This window comes from Terribacillus saccharophilus, from assembly GCF_046592595.1.
Classification (GTDB): domain Bacteria; phylum Bacillota; class Bacilli; order Bacillales; family Amphibacillaceae; genus Terribacillus; species Terribacillus saccharophilus_C.
The window spans coordinates 466,794-484,654 of sequence record NZ_JAWVPF010000001.1 but is presented as its reverse complement, the minus strand read 5'-3'; the positions used below and the strand labels follow the sequence as shown (position 1 = coordinate 484,654).

Genomic DNA, 17,861 nt, shown 5'->3' with positions numbered 1-17,861 from the left:
CCTACCTCCACAAAAATATAGAATCGATACTGTGCATCCCCGCTATTTTACCATAGACGATAGGCAGAGGGGAACGTACTTTATACCGATTCTACATTTTGTTCACAGGTCTGGAATACACCAGTCAATTGGCTCTAAACCATTATTTTCTAATATCTCGTTTGTCTTGGAAAATGGCTTGCTGCCAAAGAAACCGCGCCTTGCTGATAACGGACTTGGATGGACAGAAGTAAGCGTATAATGTTTCTCCGTATCAATCAGTTTCTGCTTTTCCTGGGCATGTTTTCCCCAAAGGATGAACACTACGGGATCCTGCTTCTCATTTAATGATGCAATGACCCTGTCCGTGAAGCGCTCCCAGCCTTTGCCTCGGTGCGATGCTGCTTGGTGGGCTTCAACAGTCAAAGCTGTATTTAAAAGCAGCACACCTTGTTCCGCCCAACGCTTCAAGTAACCATGTGTCGGAATCGGACAGCCGATATCATCTGCCAGCTCTTTGTAGATATTGATTAGTGATCTTGGTATAGCTACCTCGGGCTGTACCGAAAAACTTAGTCCATGTGCCTGATTCGGTCCATGATAGGGATCCTGTCCCAATATGACAACCTTCGTATCCGCAAATGATGTCACCTGCAATGCCTCGTAAATATGGTGCATCTCTGGGTAGATCGTCCGCTCCTGATATGCTTCCTTTAAAAAGCCTCTCAGCTCCTTGTAATAGCCTTTCTCAAATTCCTCCCGCAGAATATCCTGCCAGTCATTATCAATTATTTTTTTTACCATGCTACTCCACCTCCAGGACATTGTATCAGACCTTTACCCGAATTCACTCATAGGAAAAGCCATCTCCCATTAGGAAGATGGCTTTTTAACAGGTACATTCCATTCGGAACGTTTAAAGAAGTATTGGATTGCAATCATAGCTGCAAAGACAACAATGCCAGTTATGCCGGACCAAACTTCCGGATAGATGAGCACTAGACCTCCTGCTACAGCTAACAAACGTTCCACAATATTCAGCTTGCGGTACCAGTAGCCGATAATTCCTGCTCCGATACTGATCATACCGAGAAAGGCTGTGATGAATATCCAAATGACATGCAGATAGTTGCCATCTATGTCATATAGCAAGAGCCTTGGTTCCAGCACGAACATGTAAGGAATGATAAACGCAGCGATTGCTAGTTTGGCTGCATTCACGCCGGTAGCAATTGGTCGGCCGCCTGACATACCAGCTGCTGCAAAAGCTGCCAGGGCAACAGGAGGTGTGATATCTGCCATGATTCCAAAATAGAAAACAAACATATGTGCAGATAAATCATTTACACCAAGCAAGATGATTGCAGGTGCTGCAATTGTGGATGTGATGATATAGTTGGCAGTCGTCGGTGCCCCCATCCCAAGAATCAAGGAAGCTATCATTGTAAAGAACAGGGTAAGCAGCAGTTTTTCATTCGCTAAGTCGACAAGACTGTTTGCTAAGCTCAGACCAAGTCCGGTTTTTGTCACAACCGCTACGATAATACCAGCTGCTGCAGTCGCCGCAATGACACTGAGGGCTGTACGTGCTCCTTCCACCAATGCCTGGATTGTATCAATGAAATTCTCATCGAAGAAATAACTTACGATTACTGTAACAAGTGCAGCAACGATTAAAGCTGTTTCAACAGAAATTCCGTTTGTAACCGCACCATACACAATATATGCGATAAATGCAGCTGCAAAAACAACCGGATATAGATGGCGATACCGCTCCTTACGCAGTAGTCCGACCAAAATACATGTGATAATACCATAAATAGCTGCACGCATAATACTTAGTCCGGAACTCAAATAGAATACCATCGCTATAATTGGCAGCAAAAGATACAAATTTTGGAGAACTTGCTTTTTGTCTGGCATTTCCTCCTTCTGTAATCCTCGCAGTCCGGTCCGCTTAGCTTCGAAATGAGTCATAATCCAGATACCGGAAAAGTAAAGGATTGCTGGAATGATAGCAGCTTTGGCAATCGTCCAATAGCTAACGCCGATGAATTCTACCATCAAGAAGGCAGCCGCTCCCATGATTGGAGGCATGATCTGTCCACCTGTAGAAGAGGATGCTTCTACTGCGCCAGCAAAATTTTTAGAGTATCCCAAACGTTTCATCATCGGAATGGTAAAAGACCCAGATGTAACAACGTTAGCTACCGAGCTTCCACTCACTGTTCCTTGTAATGCACTGGAGAAGATCGCTACCTTAGCAGGTCCGCCAATCCTTCTTCCGGCAACGACCAAGGCCAAATCATTGAAGTACTGGCCGACACCTGTTTTGACAAGGAAAGCCCCGAAAAGCAGAAACAGGAAGATATAAGTTGCAGATACACCAATAGGAGTACCTAATATCCCTTGTGTCGTAAAGAACAAGGATTGAACAAGTGTATCGACGTCGACTCCGGGATGAATGAGGAATCCAGGCATTTGTCTTCCCCAATAGGCATAGGCCAGGAATGCGACAGCGATGATGACTATCGGCAAACCTACTGTCCGACGAGTTGCTTCGAGCACTAAAAGTATAGCAACTGAACCAACAATGAAGTCTATCGTTGTAATTTGTCCGGCCTGTGCAATGATCTCATTGTACATAATCGGCCAATAAGCGCCGACAACGAAACCAAGTACAGCCAGTATGTAATCATACCAAGCAATTTTTGTCCTGCTGCTCTTCTTAGCTGCAGGGAAGAGGAGGAAAATTAAAACGAGTCCGAATCCCAGATGAATCGAACGATGAATCTGAGTCGGTACATTCCCGTAAGTTGATGTATATATTTGATAGATTGAGAAGGCTAATAAACCGTAAAAGACGATAAGACCCATGATTCCAGCCAATCGCCGAAAGTTCGATTCGGAATCGTATTTCTCAATCAGTTGCTGCTGTTGTTCTTCTGTCAGCCTTTCTGCTTGTGCTAGCTTTTCACTCATGTAATTTTTCTCCTTTCCAAAGCGTCCAGTGATTCACACGGCGACTTAAGATTGCAACCGTCTCACCTGGTCCGATATTATCTTGTAAGCTATATGCTTTGTCCTTAAAAATGATTTGATGATTGGCTTTCACAGCTCCAATCGTCAAATAAAGCTTGTCTGTAGAACCATGGAGGTCGGATAATATGTATTTTCCATCCTCCATCGTGAAGGTCTGACCAGCTTCTGCATTCGCTGGCATCCCTACTGCCGTATCCTCATAGACTAATCGATTTGGAAAAAGGCGCTCATTCCGGATGATATATTCCTCGAATACATCCGATAAGTGGATGGAATGTGTATATTTGATCTGGAAGTGATCTCCTTCTGCAACCGGCAGAAAACGTAGCAATTCACCATTATCAGGATCCTCAAAAGCAAGGATTTGCCGGGATGGGTAGTATACATACCAAAGAAGCGTGGCCACAGCTGCTACAGCCAGCAGCCATCGTTTCCTCGGTATACGGAACCGATTCATGTCCAACCATCCTTTCAGGCCTAAAAAATCGCCGGTAACCGAGGGATACCGGCGATACTCATTTGCAGCTTTTTATTGCGGTACTTCTACACCTGCTTCTTCAAAGTAACGTAGCGCTCCTGGATGGAAATCGATACTCACACCTTCCACAGCACTTTCAGGCTTGATGAATTCAGCTTTCTGGTGACCGATTTCATCTGTATGTTCATAAATTGCTTTGGTGATGTTGTAAACAAGATCCTCATCCATACCCTCTGTCGTTGCCAGCATTGCATTTACAGAAACTGTTTCAACAGGTTCCTCCAAGCTGTATGTTCCTTCTTCGATTGTATACGGAGCGTAATAAGGTTTTTCTTCGATCAATTGATTTACTTTATCTTCTTCCAATCCAACAATGGTAATTGGCGTAGTAGCAGAAAGACTTTCTACTGCTCCTGTCGGTGTACCAGCTGTAATGAATGCAGCATCAATTGTTCCATCCTGCATACCTGTGGTCGATTCACCAAAATCAAGATTTTGCACTTCGATATCATCCACTGTCATATCGTATATACCAAGGATGTCCTCTGCACTCGCGTTCGTACCAGATCCTGGAGCACCAATTGAAACTGTTTTACCTTTCAAGTCCTCCACGGTTTGGATACCGCTATCTTCTGTAGCAACTATCTGGATTGTTTCCGGATATAACGAACCGATGGCTTGGATGTTATCTATTGCTTCCCCATCAAACATCAAGGTTCCTTCTGAAGCATAAGCAGCTATATCAGTTTGGGTAAAGGCAATGATATCATCGTTACCACCACTCATTGTATTCATATTCTCTACTGAAGCACCTGTAGATGTTGCACGTGCTTCTACATTGTCCACGTTTGAATTGATAATCTCTGCCAGGCTTCCTCCAAGCGGATAGTATGTACCTTCCGTCCCGCCTGTCAGCAAATCTATGAACTGCGGACCGCCATCAGAAGAGGAGCTGTCACTTGTCCCTCCGCCACATGCTGCCAGTACTACTGTCAGCGCTGCAATCATGCTGAGCATAATAAATGATTTCTTCTTCGTTCTCATGTTTGCATACCCCCTATTTCTAAATACAATTCTTTATAAATGTAGCAAATCCTTCATTTTATTTCAATTTTAATTTTATTGAAAATTATCAGTTATTTTAGTATAGTGTATGCTACAAAAGAAAGAACGACGTGCTTATGCACGTCGTTCAAGATAATTAGTTAACAGAATAGTTCGGTGCTTCTTTTGTGATTTGGATATCATGCGGATGGCTTTCACGCAGTCCTGCACCAGTCATACGGATGAACTGTGCATTTTCACGGAAGTAATCAAGATCAGGGGCACCGCAGTAGCCCATGCTCGCACGCAAGCCGCCAAGCAGCTGATGAACCGTATCAGCAAGGGAACCCTTGTAAGCAACACGGCCTTCGATTCCTTCTGGTACCAATTTTTTCGCTTCTTCTGTTTCGCCTTGGAAGTAGCGGTCTTTGGAGCCGGATTTCATTGCGCCGACAGATCCCATACCGCGATATACTTTATATTGGCGGCCTTGGAAGATTTCAGTCTCACCAGGGCTTTCTGTTGTACCAGCAAACATACTGCCGAGCATGACAGCATGTCCGCCTGCTGCGATTGCTTTAGCGATATCACCGGAATACTTGATTCCGCCGTCAGCAATGATGGAGACGCCATGCTTTTCAGCTTCTGCTGCACAATCGTACACAGCAGTGATTTGAGGCACACCTACACCAGCTACAACACGTGTTGTACAAATAGAGCCTGGTCCAATACCCACTTTTACGACGTCAGCACCAGCTTCGATCAAAGCACGCGTACCTTCAGCTGTTGCTACGTTACCAGCAATCAAGTCAACTTCAGGGAACTTGTCTTTGATCGCTTTCACTTGCTCCAAGACACCTTTGGAATGGCCATGTGCTGTATCAACAACAAGTACGTCTACACCTGCATCTACCAGTTTGCTGATGCGAGTCATTGCATCACCAGTAACCCCAACAGCAGCTCCTACTAACAAACGTCCATGTTTATCTTTAGCAGAATTCGGGAACTCAATCACTTTCTCGATATCTTTGATTGTGATCAAGCCTTTCAGCACACCATTCTCATCGACAAGTGGAAGCTTTTCAATTTTATGCTTCTGAAGGATCTTCTCTGCTTCATCCAATGTCGTTCCAACAGGTGCTGTAACCAAATTTTCTTTCGTCATGACGTCGGAGATCGCGATGGAATAGTCCTGTACGAAACGAAGATCGCGATTTGTCAGGATACCGATCAGTTTCTGCTCTTCTCTATTGTTAACGATTGGTACACCTGAAATGCGGAATTTACCCATTAGATGCTCTGCATCGAACACTTGGTTTTCCGGACATAAGAAGAATGGGTCTGTGATAACGCCGCTTTCCGAACGTTTGACGCGATCCACCTGCTCTGCTTGCTCTTCAATGGACATGTTTTTGTGGATGATACCAAGACCACCCTGTCTAGCCATTGCAATCGCCATGCTTGCCTCTGTTACTGTGTCCATTCCTGCACTGATCAATGGAATGTTCAAAGTGATATTTTTTGTCAATGCTGTCTGGAACTTCACATCACGTGGCAGAACCTCTGATTTCGCCGGTACAAGCAAGACATCATCAAAAGTTAAACCCTCTTTTGTAAACTTATCTTCCCGCATGTTTATCCTCCTTTTATCATGAAATATTTATATATGGTTAAAATACTGCTATTAAAACCTATTGTTACTTACAATACGCCAAGATGCGCGGTTTTTCAACTATATGAGCACGTAAAAATCACTGGAGGATTCTGTATGCATGATGAAAACGTATCCACCTTTCTTTCGTTCCTCGAAGCAGAGGATACAGCTATTTCCTTCCTGCAAAAAAGCTACCAGCATATCGGAATTCCAGACGCAGAAGCACAGAGCTACCAGAACATTTCTGCCTTCCTTGCTTATCTGGAACATGGAAAATCTTATTATTCCCATGGACAAGACGCCCCGCTGTTAATGAAACCTGTCTTATTATTTTACGGAATGACCCATTTTATGAAAGCGAGTTTGCTGCTGACGCGTCCTGCCTACCCAGAATCGACAGCTGATCTTGCACACGGGTTATCAACCAGGAAGCGAAAAAAGCGGGACTATCAATTCAGCTTGGATGAAGTATTATGCCAACAGCGCGGCTTATTTCCGTATTTCTCCCGTCATGTATGTAAAAGAGAATTTCACACTATCAAAAAGGTTTCCATGGGAGATATGTTCGGATTAGTTCCGGAACTACATCAACTTCTCACCCTTCAGCAGGGTAAACGTAACCTGACAGAAGTAGTTTTAAAGGGGGATAGTCTTATTTTGCAGGAGGGCTTACTCGACGAATTTCAATATACAAAACGGCGCTTTTTAGAATTCCTGGAATCTTTCTCTTTTACAATCACAGAGCAGGATCGACTTGCAATCAAGCCGCCCGATTCATTATGGAAAGCAGCGGGACCGCTTTCCTGCAATTCTTTCACTAAGCAATATTATTTTATTCAGCATAGTCATTGGAGCAGCTTTCATGAGTGCATGGCGCATTATGCGCTCCTTTATAACTTAAGCATGATTTGCCGCTATGAGGCAGAGTGGTGGACAGATCTGCTTCATGTCAACCGCCAAAAGGAATATCCGCTCATTGTCCGTTTTCTGGAGGTTACTGCCGAAAAATTCCCCTTATTGATTGGATCTTATATGCTGAAGCATTTTGAGGATATAAAAAAAGCACGCTGATAAGCATGCTTCATAAGATGACTTGTTCAATACGTATATGCGGAAGATCAGCCAATGCCCTCACTTGATTTGTCTCTTGTTCGCGGACCATCGGCCTCGAGGGATTGGTATGATCGGTATAAACAACCTCTGCCAATTCGCCGGATGAAAGTCTGACTGTTGTGTTTTGCTGGGCATCAATAAATGCCTGGACAAAATGTTGGACCATTGCCGGATCAAATCGGCTGAATTGCTCATCCAGGATAATGTCCAGCGCATCATATGGCGATACAGAAGCCTGATAAGCACGTTCGGATATCAAAGCATGATAGGTGTCACAGATGGAAAGAAGACTGGCGAATGAATGAATCTTCTCCTTCGATAATCGCAGCGGGTAACCAGCTCCATCCGTCCGTTCGTGATGCTGGAGAATGGCAAGCTTCGCTTTTGACGATAGGAGAGAGGCCTGCTCGACCATCCGGTAAGAGTGGGTTGGATGCTTTTGGACATCCTGCCAGTCTATATCCAGCAGCTGACGTTTCTGGATATGATATGGCTGGTTGAGTTTAGCCATGCCACAATCAGACAGATAGGCAGCCAAACCGATTTGTTTGACGTCTGCTTCCGTAAAACCTGCTTTTTGTAAGACAGCAGCCACAAGTGCAGCCATGCCCGCTGCGTGGCACGGTAAATAATCCGTCTGATTTATGTATGCAGGCAAATTGAAGACATTTCCTTCCCATTGACTTACCTTCTCCAGTACAGGCAGAATGTGTTTCCGAAGTGCTGCTATATCAACTGCTGAGCCATGTTGCCATGTGTTGAACTGCTTTTGATAGCTTTCAACTGCTGCTGCATAGGCATCCAGGAAATGCACTTGTATGATGGCTGGCTGAACGCTTACAGGCTCCTTTTCGGGAACGAAACTGCTGCCATCCTCTAAATGAGCGGCAACTGTTACTTCTTTCACGAGCATTTTCTGCAAATAAAAGATTTCTGTTTCTGTCAGTACTGTTTTACTCTTTACAAGCGGCATACCGCTTTTTCCCATCACATCTGCTGTTACGATACAGCCCGCGACGAGCTGATTGGCTGAGACGATCATATCCTGCATCCTTTCATCCAAAGGTTATGTAAAAAAAGAGCATTCCCACTATGGGAGCGGGAATGCTCAATATCATACTTCTTCTGTATCATCTGGCTCGGATACTACTGGTTCCTCCAGCATATCATCTGAGACAGCCTCGATTTCTTCTTCTTGCTCTTTATCAATACGGGCAACAGTAGCTACCGCTTCATTCTCCTGAATTCGGATCAGAATGACACCCTGCGTATTCCGGCCAGTAGTCGAAATACTGGAAACAGGCATCCGGATCAATACACCAGAGACAGTGATGATCATGATATCTTCTTCACCTGTAACCGGCTTAGCTGATACCATCTGTCCTGTTTTATCCGTGATCTTAGATGTAAGGATCCCTTTACCGCCACGGTTTGTGATGCGATATTCGGATTCTGGTGTCCGTTTTCCGAATCCTTTTTCGGTAACGTTCAGGATATCGACGCCTTCATCGATTATATCCATGGACACAACCGAATCATCTTCACCGCGCAAGGTTATTCCTTTCACCCCAGCAGCTGTACGGCCCATTGGTCGAATTTGCTCTTCCGGGAAGCGGATCAGGTAACCATTCTTCGTCGCGATCATGATATGTTTGTGACCATCTGTCATACGAACAGATATCAACTCATCATCCTCTCGCAAGTTCAATGCGATCAGACCGCCTTTACGGATATTGGCGAATTGAGATAAAGTCGTCCGTTTGGAGATACCTTGTTTTGTTGTGAATATCAAATACCAGTCATCTGCGAACTCTTTGACAGGTATCAAAGCATTGATCCATTCGCCTTTTTCGATTTCCAGCATATTAATGATCGGAATTCCTTTTGCTGTACGGCTGAATTCCGGCACTTCATAGCCTTTCGCACGATATACTTTTCCTTTGTTCGTGAAGAACAGAATCGTATCATGTGTGCTGGTGGAAATCAGATGTTCGACGAAGTCATCTTCATTCGTACCCATACCCTGGATTCCTCGGCCGCCGCGTCCTTGGCTGCGATACGTGTTGGAAGGCAGGCGTTTGATATAACCCTGGTGCGTCAATGTGATAACGACATTCTCTACCGGAATAAGTGCTTCATCCTCAATAAAGTCAGTACCGCCAATCACGATTTCTGTACGGCGATCATCACCGAAACGTTCCTTGATCTCAGTCAATTCTTCTCGAATGATCTCAAGCACCTTCTCCTCATCAGCAAGAATTGCTTTAAGCTCCGCAATCAAATTGACCAGTTCCTGGTACTCATCTTCGATCTTGTCGCGCTCCAAGCCTGTCAGGCGCTGCAGACGCATATCAAGGATTGCTTGAGCTTGCTTGTCAGAAAGCTCGAAACGCTCCATCAATGCATCACGGGCGATATCCGTTGTTTGGGATCCGCGGATCAAGCTGATGATCTCATCCAGGTTATCAAGGGCAATCCGCAAACCTTCCAGGATATGTGCTCTCGCTTCTGCCTTGCGCAATTCAAATTCTGTTCTGCGGCGAATGACCACTTGCTGGTGATCCAGATAATGCGTCAGTGCCTGTTTCAGGTTCAGAATCTGTGGTTTGTCATCTACTAAGGCAAGCATATTGATCCCGAAACTTGTCTGAAGGGCTGTATGCTTGTACAAGTTATTCAGAATGACATTCGGGTTCGCATCACGGCGAACTTCGATCACAACGCGCATACCATTACGGTCGGATTCATCCCGAAGGTCTGTAATGCCTTCAATACGCTTATCACGAACAAGTTCTGCTATTTTTTCGACAAGACGTGCTTTATTAACCTGATACGGCAATTCATGCACAAGAATGGTTGATTTGCCGTTATCATGCTCAATAATTTCAGTCTTGGCGCGAATAGTAATCGAACCACGGCCCGTTTCATATGCTTTCCGAATTCCGCTTCGGCCCAATATCTGGGCTGCAGTAGGGAAGTCAGGACCGAATATATAATCATCCATCAATTCCTCAATGGTGATATCCGGGTTTTTACTGAGTGCCAAAACCGCGTTGATTGTCTCATTCAGGTTATGCGGTGGAATATTCGTTGCCATACCAACCGCAATACCGGAAGCCCCGTTCACGAGCAGATTCGGGAAGCGAGCTGGCAATACAAGCGGCTGCTTCTCAGAGCCGTCATAGTTATCGCCATAGTCAATTGTATCTTTGTTGATATCCCGCAAAAGCTCCATGGATATCTTGGACATCCGCGCTTCTGTATAACGCATTGCTGCTGCGGAGTCGCCGTCCACGGAACCGAAGTTTCCATGACCGTCCACGAGCATATAACGATAGCTGAAATCCTGCGCCATACGAACCATCGCTTCATACACAGCTGTATCGCCGTGCGGATGGTACTTACCGATTACTTCCCCGACGATACGGGCTGATTTCTTATATGCCTTATCAGCATGCATACCCAAATCATGCAATGCATAAAGGATTCTGCGATGCACCGGCTTCAAGCCGTCTCGTGCATCAGGCAATGCACGCGCTACGATAACGCTCATTGCATAGTCAAGAAATGATGTACGCATTTCCTGACTTATATCTCTTTCTTGCACACTTGGACGTAATTCATCCGCCATGCGAAAACCTCCTGTCAAATTGCCGGAACCAATAGTTTATTGGTTAGATATCTAGATTCTGTACGTTCTGTGCGTTGTCTTGGATGAAGTTCCGTCTAGGCTCGACTTTGTCGCCCATCAGGATATCAAAGATCTGGTCCGCATCGATCGCATCAGCCAGGCTGACTTGAAGCAATGTACGGTTTTCCGGATCCATGGTTGTCTCCCATAGCTGTGCTGCGTTCATCTCTCCAAGACCTTTATAACGCTGCAGCCCTGGTTTTGGTACTTTAGGAAGCTCACTCATGACACGATCAAGTTCCCGGTCATTATACGCATAATAAGCAGCTTTCCCTTGCTGTACTTTGTATAGAGGCGGCTGTGCGATATACACATAGCCATTCTCGATCAATGGTCTCATGTAACGATAGAAGAATGTCAGCAGCAATGTACGAATATGCGCGCCGTCGACATCCGCATCGGTCATGATGACCAGTTTATGATAACGTGCTTTGGAAATATCAAAGTCTTCTCCAATACCTGTTCCAAGTGCTGTAATCATGGCACGGATTTCGTTATTGGCCAAGATCTTATCCAATCTTGCTTTTTCAACGTTGATGATTTTTCCACGTAAAGGCAAAATAGCTTGGAAATGCCGGTCGCGTCCCTGTTTCGCTGAACCGCCGGCAGAGTCTCCCTCTACGACGTACAATTCACTGATGGATGCATCTTTGGAAGAACAGTCTGCCAGTTTACCCGGCAAGCTGCTCACTTCCAGTGCACCCTTACGGCGAGTAAGTTCACGCGCACGTTTTGCAGCGATACGGGCACGGGATGCCATCAACCCTTTTTCAACAACGATTCGTGCTGTATCAGGATTTTCGAACAAGAACTTGGAAAATAGCTCTGTGAATGCTGCATCCGTTACTTGACGTGCTTCACTGTTGCCGAGCTTTGTCTTTGTTTGCCCTTCAAATTGCGGATCCGGATGCTTGATGGAGATGATTGCAGTCAAACCTTCGCGCACATCATCACCAGATAGATTAGGATCTGCTTCTTTGAACATATTATTTTTGCGGGCATAGTCGTTGATAACACGTGTCAGACCGGATTTGAATCCTGCTTCATGCGTTCCGCCTTCATACGTGTGGATATTATTCGCAAAAGAGTAGATACTGCTTGTGTAGCCGTCATTGTATTGCAAAGCGATTTCCACAGTGATTTCGGAATCTGTATTTTCTGCATAGAATGGCTCGTGCAATACTTCCTTGGAGCGGTTGAGATGCTCCACATAAGAACGGATACCGCCTTCGTAATGGAAAGTGGTGCGCTCTGGATTCTCTTCGCGTTTATCTTCCAGGCTGATTGCCAATCCTTTGTTCAGGAAAGCAAGTTCCCGGATACGTACCAGCAATGTCTCTTTGTTATATACAGTCGTTTCCGTAAAAATCTCCGGATCCGGCTTGAAATGTGTAATGGTACCAGTTCTATCGGATTCACCAGTGACTTGCAGGTCACCTGTCGGAATTCCTCGCTGGAAGCTTTGTTCATGGATCTTGCCGTCACGGTGTACTTTTACATCAAGCTGTGTGGACAAAGCGTTTACTACCGACGCACCTACACCGTGCAGACCGCCGGATACTTTATATCCTCCGCCGCCGAATTTACCGCCGGCATGCAGTACTGTCATGATTACTTCGACCGCTGGGCGGCCAGTCTTTTCATGCGTTCCTACCGGGATTCCGCGTCCGTTATCTTCAACGGTGATGCTGTTATCTTCTTCGATGGTAACTTGGATATGATCACAGTAACCAGCAAGCGCCTCATCGATACTGTTATCGACAATCTCCCATACAAGATGGTGCAGACCGCGCTCGCTTGTAGATCCGATGTACATTCCCGGCCGTTTGCGGACTGCTTCCAATCCTTCTAGTACTTGTATCTGATCTGCATCATACAACTGTTCTTCAGGCATTTTATCTTCCATTGCCATTTAAATCACCTGCATTTCTTTAAAGGTTATCTTCTTCTATCATTCTCGGAACCGTAGTATCAGCCCGTTTCTTCAATGTCTGCACCGATAAGGGACTGGAGTAAATCCGATCAGTGGTGACAATGATAGATTTGGCTGATACATGATCCGCTTCATCGTTTTCTGCCAAAGTGGGATCAACTGTTTTAGCTGCTTGGCTGTATTCCAGGATTGCTACCACTTCTTCAGCTCTGACGACGTTATTCCAACCGATCGAGATAAACATCAGGATCCTCCTGACTCACTGACAAGCTTCCCTGATTTTATCGTGAACAGTTCTGCCTGTTTCAGGGTCTCATGCTGGATACCTGATACATTCGTCGTCGAGACAAAGGTTTGGACTTTCCCTTGTATCGTTTCTAGTAAATGCGACTGCCTGCTGTCATCCAGCTCACTTAAGACATCATCCAATAAAAGAATCGGATAGTCTCCAACCTCGTTATAGATAAGTTCTATCTCAGCCAGCTTCAGCGATAGAGCAGTCGTACGCTGCTGCCCTTGTGAACCAAAAGCTTGTACATCCTTCCCATTCACATAAAAAGACAGGTCATCACGATGGGGGCCTGCTAATGTTGTCCCTCTTTCCACTTCACGTGTCCGTAATTCAGAGAATTTCTCCTCATAAGCTACTTTTAGCGTTTCCTTATCGGATTCTTCTGATACATGCAAGTTGGAAAGATATTCTATATCAAGCGTCTCCAGCTTCGTCGTAATGCTCTGGTGGATTGGCTGTGCCCATTTACGGAGCAGCCCGAGGAAGAGGAAACGTTTCTCTAATATGATGCTAGCATGCTCAATCAGCTGCTCCGTCAGCACATCAAGCATTGTCGGATCGGCTTGGCGCCGCTGCAGAAGCTTCAGCAGATGATTCCGCTGCTTCAATACTTTTTGGTATTGTCCAAGGTGGTAAATATAGACCGGCTGAATCTGTCCGATCTCCATATCAATAAAACGCCTGCGAATTTGCGGACTGCCTTTCACCAGGTTCAGATCCTCAGGAGCGAACATGACGACATTGAGCGCCCCGATATAATCACTTAGGCGTTTTTGTTCCAGATGATTCAGTTTTGCTTTCTTTCCTTTGGACGATAGGACGATCTCAAGCGGAAACCGCTGTTTCCGCTTGAGGATGTTCCCTTCTATTTTAGCATAATCTTGATCCCATTGGATAAGTTCTTTATCTTTAGGGGTTCGATGCGATTTGGAGAAGGCGAGTACGTAGATGGCTTCCATCAAATTCGTCTTGCCTTGTGCATTCTCGCCGATGATCACATTCACTTTATCGTCGAATTGAAGCTGCAGCTTATCGTAATTCCGATAATGCGTAAGCGTTAGCTCTTGGATATGCATGCTTAGGTCCTTTCTGTATCCGGCAGACTGCTATGCCTTTTTGACAATGAATGCTTCGGATGTCGCAGGCAGCTCTACACGATCCTCCGGATACAGCTTTCTGCCTCGTCTGTTTTCTTCTTCGCCATTGACCAGCACCGGATAATCAGCTAAATACAGCTTAACCATTCCGCCGCTCTCTACAGCATTCACTAGCTTCAGGAATTTCCCAAGCTGAATATATTCGGTATTGATCTGAATTTCTTCGTTCATTTCCGCTCTCCTTACTTTATGGTGCCTTCTTATTATTTTACTAAAGTATCCACAACTTTGAAAGTTATTTTCATTATGCCCAATCCTGCAAGGCGTCATGTTATACACAGAAAAAAAGCACCGCCACCAGGGCAGTGCCTTTATCCACATGTGCATAACTCAGTACGTACGGACTGGTGTAATCAATTGCAGCAAATCCTCATCGTCTGTTGGACGGATAAGGAATGGTCGCATTGCGCCAGTGAATTCAATTTTCACTTGCTCACTTTCAATGACCTTCAGTGCATCCATCATATATTTCGCACTAAAGCTGATTCGTAATTCCTCTCCTGAAATTTCCTGAACGGTCACTTCTTCCACAACGCGTCCAACTTCTGGGGAATTACTGCTGATTTCAAGCTGTCCGGAATCCTGGGTTACCAGTTTCACGACATTGTTTCTATTTTCTTTCGCAAGTAAAGATGCCCGATCGATGGAGCGAAGCAGTTCCTTCGTATCGATCTGCAATGCTGTCTTGCTTTCTGATGGAATCAGACGGGATGTATCCGGATAATTTCCTTCTAGCAAACGGGATAGGAAATACAAATGCTTCGTTCGGAACAAAATTTGATTATTTGTTATCCGGATTTCGACAGGATCTTGGTTTTCATCAAGGATTTTGTTCAATTCCGTCAAGCTTTTCCCTGGAATGACAACATTTTGGAAGCCTAGTGCTGCTTCATTTGTAGAAACAGGGATCTGTCTGGATGCTAAACGGTGACTGTCTGTCGCAACAAAATGCAGCTGGTCATCCTGAACACGAACATTTACTCCAGTCAATAGCGGACGCGTCTCCTGTGTTGATACAGCAAATACAGTTTCTTTGATGACATTTTTCAGTAAATCAGCAGGAAGTTCAAAGCTATCTTCACTATGCAGCTTTGGCAGCTGTGGATATTCCTCAGCATCTTGCCCATTCAATTTGAATTCTGCACTTCCGGATCTGATTGTTACGTTCAACTGGGCATCAGATTCGATTTCTACTGCATTCATCGGGACTTTTCGAACAATTTCCGGGAAGTATTTAGCTTGCAGTACGATGCTGCCAGGTTCTATTTGTTCTACATAGACAATGCCATCTTCTTCTTTTGGTATGAAAGATTCGATAGAAATATCTGAATCACTTCCTGTTAACGTGATTCCATCTTCTTTTGCTTCAATTTTCATCCCAGTAAGGATCGGAATTGCTGTTCTGGATGAGATTGCTTTCACAACATCCTGGATACTTGCTAAGAGCCGATCACGTTGTATGACAAATTTCATGATAATTGCGTTCCTCCTATGGGGGGTTCTTCTTATTAATTATTATTTATAAAAATACAGTAGTAGTAATAGGGCCTGTGATTATGTGGATAAGTATGAAAAAGCCCAGTAATACCAATAAAAATACCCTGTGGATAATATGTGAATAAAAAATGGTTTTATGCACGTTTATCAACAGGGTCCAATCGTCAGAAAGATTTGAGTCTTTCTTTTATTTCATCGATATCGCGCTGTAAATCCTGATCTACACTTAGTAGCTTGGAGATTTTCTCATGCGCGTGAATAACGGTTGTATGGTCTCTGCCGCCGAATTCTTCTCCAATTTTAGGTAAAGAGAAATCAGTCAGTTCCCTTGATAGGAACATCGCGATTTGACGAGGGAAAGCGATGGCCTTCGTACGTTTCTTCGCAGTGAATTCTTCCAAGCGGACATTGTAGCGCTCACCGACTTGTTCCTGGATCGCATGGATCGTTATAACCTTCGGCTTTGAGCTGGGAATGATATTTTTCAGTGCATCTGCTGCTAAGGAAGCATCAATATCCGAGTTTATCAGGGATGAATAAGCAACTACACGTATAAGAGCACCTTCCAGCTCCCGGATATTGGTGTCTATTTGATTGGCAATGTACAGCATGACTTCATTCGGGATGTCCAAGCCTTCTGCTTTTGCTTTCTTGCGAAGGATAGCAATCCGCGTTTCCAGATCCGGAGGTGTAATATCCGTAATCAATCCCCATTCGAAGCGGGACCTGAGCCGGTCCTCCAAAGTTGGAATTTCTTTTGGCGGCCGATCACTGGAAATGATGATTTGTTTATTTTCTTCATGTAATGCATTGAATGTATGGAAGAACTCTTCCTGCGTTTGTTCTTTTCCAGCCAGGAATTGAATATCATCTATGAGAAGGACGTCGATATTGCGGTATTTCGCCCGAAATTCCGCTGTCTTATTATCCCTGATCGCATTGATGAATTCATTTGTGAACTTTTCGGAGGATAAGTAAACGACCTTTGCATTCGGATTATGATCCAGCACATAATGACCGATTCCATGCATTAAATGGGTTTTACCGAGCCCGACGCCACCATAGATGAATAGCGGGTTATAAGCTTTGGCCGGTGCTTCTGCAACAGCTAGTGAAGCAGCATGGGCGAACCGGTTCCCTGAGCCGATAACGAATGTATCAAATGTGTACTTGCTATTCAGCATGCTTTTTGGTGATTCTGCCAACGTATCCTTTACGGCAGCCTTTTTAGGCATCGGCTGGCGGATGACTTCTTCTTCCTGCTGAAATTCCGGAATGATGAATTTCGTCTGCAGCCGATTGCCAGTCACTTCATAAAGTGTATCTCCGATCAAAGAGGAGTAGCTGCTTTCCAGCCAGTCTCTGGCGAATTCGTTGGGGGCTTCGATCACAAGTGTATCTTCTTCAAGTGCATAGGCTTGTGTGTTTTTCAGCCATGTATCAAAGCTCGGCTTACTAATTCGTTTTTCAATTTCTTGTAGTGTCTTTTTCCATAAATCCTGAATATTCTCCAACAGGCATCCCCCTTTCTGAAAAAATGAAAGAAGCAGTCACTTTCTCTAAAGAACTGCATCATGATAGGTATTAAAAGGCCTTTTCGAGACATGCGAAAAAAAGTTCACGCATGCAAAAAGGCCGTGCACATACATATATGGATGTGGATAGAAAATCCGCATGATAAAGGGCAATGAAGCTACTTCTTCAGTTGTCCACGTTACTGTTGATAACTGCATCTACAGACCTGTGAATAGATGTCCACAGTTTATCCACACTCTGTGGATAAAGGATTTTGATGATATTGTTATCCAATCAGTAAAACACAGATATGATACCAGAATAATCCTTGTCTTGCAATGCTTAATCGACACTTATCCACAAATGCCGGCGTTTGTAGACAAAATATATCCACAGCATGAGATTATGTGTGTAAGTTGTCGAAAACTTGTGTGGAAAAAGTTATGCACAGGGTTACTAGATTAAC

At 44.6% G+C, this 17,861-nt stretch carries 14 protein-coding genes; 1 reads left to right on the top strand and 13 read right to left on the bottom strand.

Going from position 1 to position 17,861, the window contains the following annotated elements; translation table 11 throughout:
* Positions 1-102: 102 nt before the first annotated feature.
* The 5 genes from SFC25_RS02330 to guaB all read right to left on the bottom strand — a co-directional run bounded on the left by SFC25_RS02330 (position 103) and on the right by guaB (position 6,176).
* Complete coding sequence (locus SFC25_RS02330; protein WP_411213727.1) at positions 103-783, bottom strand: uracil-DNA glycosylase; 681 nt, start codon at positions 781-783, stop codon at positions 103-105.
* A 69-nt stretch (positions 784-852) separates the two neighbouring features.
* Positions 853-2,961, bottom strand: a complete 2,109-nt coding sequence (locus SFC25_RS02325) for a TRAP transporter permease (RefSeq protein WP_411213726.1) — start codon at positions 2,959-2,961, stop codon at positions 853-855.
* A complete protein-coding gene (locus SFC25_RS02320; protein WP_411213725.1) occupies positions 2,954-3,478 on the bottom strand; it encodes a DUF1850 domain-containing protein in 525 nt (174 codons plus the stop codon). Before SFC25_RS02320 ends, SFC25_RS02325 begins: the two co-directional genes overlap by 8 nt.
* Before the next feature lie 72 nt (positions 3,479-3,550).
* Positions 3,551-4,543, bottom strand: coding sequence for a TAXI family TRAP transporter solute-binding subunit (locus SFC25_RS02315; protein ID WP_411213724.1), 993 nt, complete (start codon positions 4,541-4,543; stop codon positions 3,551-3,553).
* Positions 4,544-4,700: 157 nt separating this feature from the next.
* Complete coding sequence (gene guaB, locus SFC25_RS02310) at positions 4,701-6,176, bottom strand: IMP dehydrogenase (protein WP_411213723.1); 1,476 nt, start codon at positions 6,174-6,176, stop codon at positions 4,701-4,703.
* A 135-nt stretch (positions 6,177-6,311) separates the two neighbouring features.
* On the opposite strand from guaB, the gene SFC25_RS02305 reads away from it, so the two are divergent.
* Complete coding sequence (locus tag SFC25_RS02305; RefSeq protein WP_411213722.1) at positions 6,312-7,268, top strand: YaaC family protein; 957 nt, start codon at positions 6,312-6,314, stop codon at positions 7,266-7,268.
* A gap of 10 nt (positions 7,269-7,278) precedes the next feature.
* Here SFC25_RS02305 and SFC25_RS02300 read toward each other — a convergent pair whose 3' ends face one another.
* From SFC25_RS02300 to dnaA, 8 genes are all read right to left on the bottom strand, one after another.
* Positions 7,279-8,352 carry an HD-GYP domain-containing protein gene (locus SFC25_RS02300; RefSeq protein ID WP_411213721.1) on the bottom strand — a complete coding sequence of 358 codons (1,074 nt, stop codon included), beginning with the start codon at positions 8,350-8,352 and terminating at the stop codon, positions 7,279-7,281.
* A 72-nt stretch (positions 8,353-8,424) separates the two neighbouring features.
* Positions 8,425-10,941, bottom strand: a complete 2,517-nt coding sequence (gyrA, locus tag SFC25_RS02295) for a DNA gyrase subunit A (protein WP_411213720.1) — start codon at positions 10,939-10,941, stop codon at positions 8,425-8,427.
* Between the two features lie 43 nt (positions 10,942-10,984).
* The gene (gene gyrB, locus SFC25_RS02290) at positions 10,985-12,913 is read right to left on the bottom strand and encodes a DNA topoisomerase (ATP-hydrolyzing) subunit B (protein WP_411213719.1); all 1,929 of its coding nucleotides are present in this window, start codon (positions 12,911-12,913) and stop codon (positions 10,985-10,987) included.
* 19 nt (positions 12,914-12,932) lie between these two features.
* Positions 12,933-13,178 carry an extracellular matrix regulator RemB gene (gene remB / locus SFC25_RS02285; RefSeq protein WP_411213718.1) on the bottom strand — a complete coding sequence of 82 codons (246 nt, stop codon included), beginning with the start codon at positions 13,176-13,178 and terminating at the stop codon, positions 12,933-12,935.
* Positions 13,178-14,302 (bottom strand): DNA replication/repair protein RecF, encoded by a 1,125-nt coding sequence (gene recF / locus SFC25_RS02280; RefSeq protein ID WP_411213717.1) that lies wholly within the window; start codon positions 14,300-14,302, stop codon positions 13,178-13,180. The genes remB and recF overlap by 1 nt, the downstream gene beginning before the upstream one ends.
* A gap of 30 nt (positions 14,303-14,332) precedes the next feature.
* Positions 14,333-14,554, bottom strand: coding sequence for a S4 domain-containing protein YaaA (gene yaaA, locus SFC25_RS02275; protein WP_038562590.1), 222 nt, complete (start codon positions 14,552-14,554; stop codon positions 14,333-14,335).
* 159 nt (positions 14,555-14,713) lie between these two features.
* Positions 14,714-15,856: a DNA polymerase III subunit beta gene (dnaN, locus tag SFC25_RS02270; protein WP_411213716.1), complete on the bottom strand. Its 1,143-nt coding sequence runs from the start codon at positions 15,854-15,856 to the stop codon at positions 14,714-14,716.
* A gap of 188 nt (positions 15,857-16,044) precedes the next feature.
* A complete protein-coding gene (gene dnaA, locus SFC25_RS02265; protein WP_411213715.1) occupies positions 16,045-17,394 on the bottom strand; it encodes a chromosomal replication initiator protein DnaA in 1,350 nt (449 codons plus the stop codon).
* Positions 17,395-17,861: the final 467 nt, after the last annotated feature.

Bases quoted from the DNA above. Each gene is read 5' to 3' on its own strand.
- gyrB (WP_411213719.1), bottom strand. From the start codon at position 12,913: ATGGCAATGGAAGATAAAATGCCTGAAGAACAGTTGTATGATGCAGAT.
- SFC25_RS02315 (WP_411213724.1), bottom strand. From the start codon at position 4,543: ATGAGAACGAAGAAGAAATCATTTATTATGCTCAGCATGATTGCAGCG.
- gyrA (WP_411213720.1), bottom strand. From the start codon at position 10,941: ATGGCGGATGAATTACGTCCAAGTGTGCAAGAAAGAGATATAAGTCAG.
- dnaN (WP_411213716.1), bottom strand. From the start codon at position 15,856: ATGAAATTTGTCATACAACGTGATCGGCTCTTAGCAAGTATCCAGGAT.
- SFC25_RS02305 (WP_411213722.1), top strand. From the start codon at position 6,312: ATGCATGATGAAAACGTATCCACCTTTCTTTCGTTCCTCGAAGCAGAG.
- SFC25_RS02320 (WP_411213725.1), bottom strand. From the start codon at position 3,478: ATGAATCGGTTCCGTATACCGAGGAAACGATGGCTGCTGGCTGTAGCA.
- remB (WP_411213718.1), bottom strand. From the start codon at position 13,178: ATGTTTATCTCGATCGGTTGGAATAACGTCGTCAGAGCTGAAGAAGTG.
- SFC25_RS02300 (WP_411213721.1), bottom strand. From the start codon at position 8,352: ATGATCGTCTCAGCCAATCAGCTCGTCGCGGGCTGTATCGTAACAGCA.
- recF (WP_411213717.1), bottom strand. From the start codon at position 14,302: ATGCATATCCAAGAGCTAACGCTTACGCATTATCGGAATTACGATAAG.
- guaB (WP_411213723.1), bottom strand. From the start codon at position 6,176: ATGCGGGAAGATAAGTTTACAAAAGAGGGTTTAACTTTTGATGATGTC.
- SFC25_RS02330 (WP_411213727.1), bottom strand. From the start codon at position 783: ATGGTAAAAAAAATAATTGATAATGACTGGCAGGATATTCTGCGGGAG.
- SFC25_RS02325 (WP_411213726.1), bottom strand. From the start codon at position 2,961: ATGAGTGAAAAGCTAGCACAAGCAGAAAGGCTGACAGAAGAACAACAG.
- yaaA (WP_038562590.1), bottom strand. From the start codon at position 14,554: ATGAACGAAGAAATTCAGATCAATACCGAATATATTCAGCTTGGGAAA.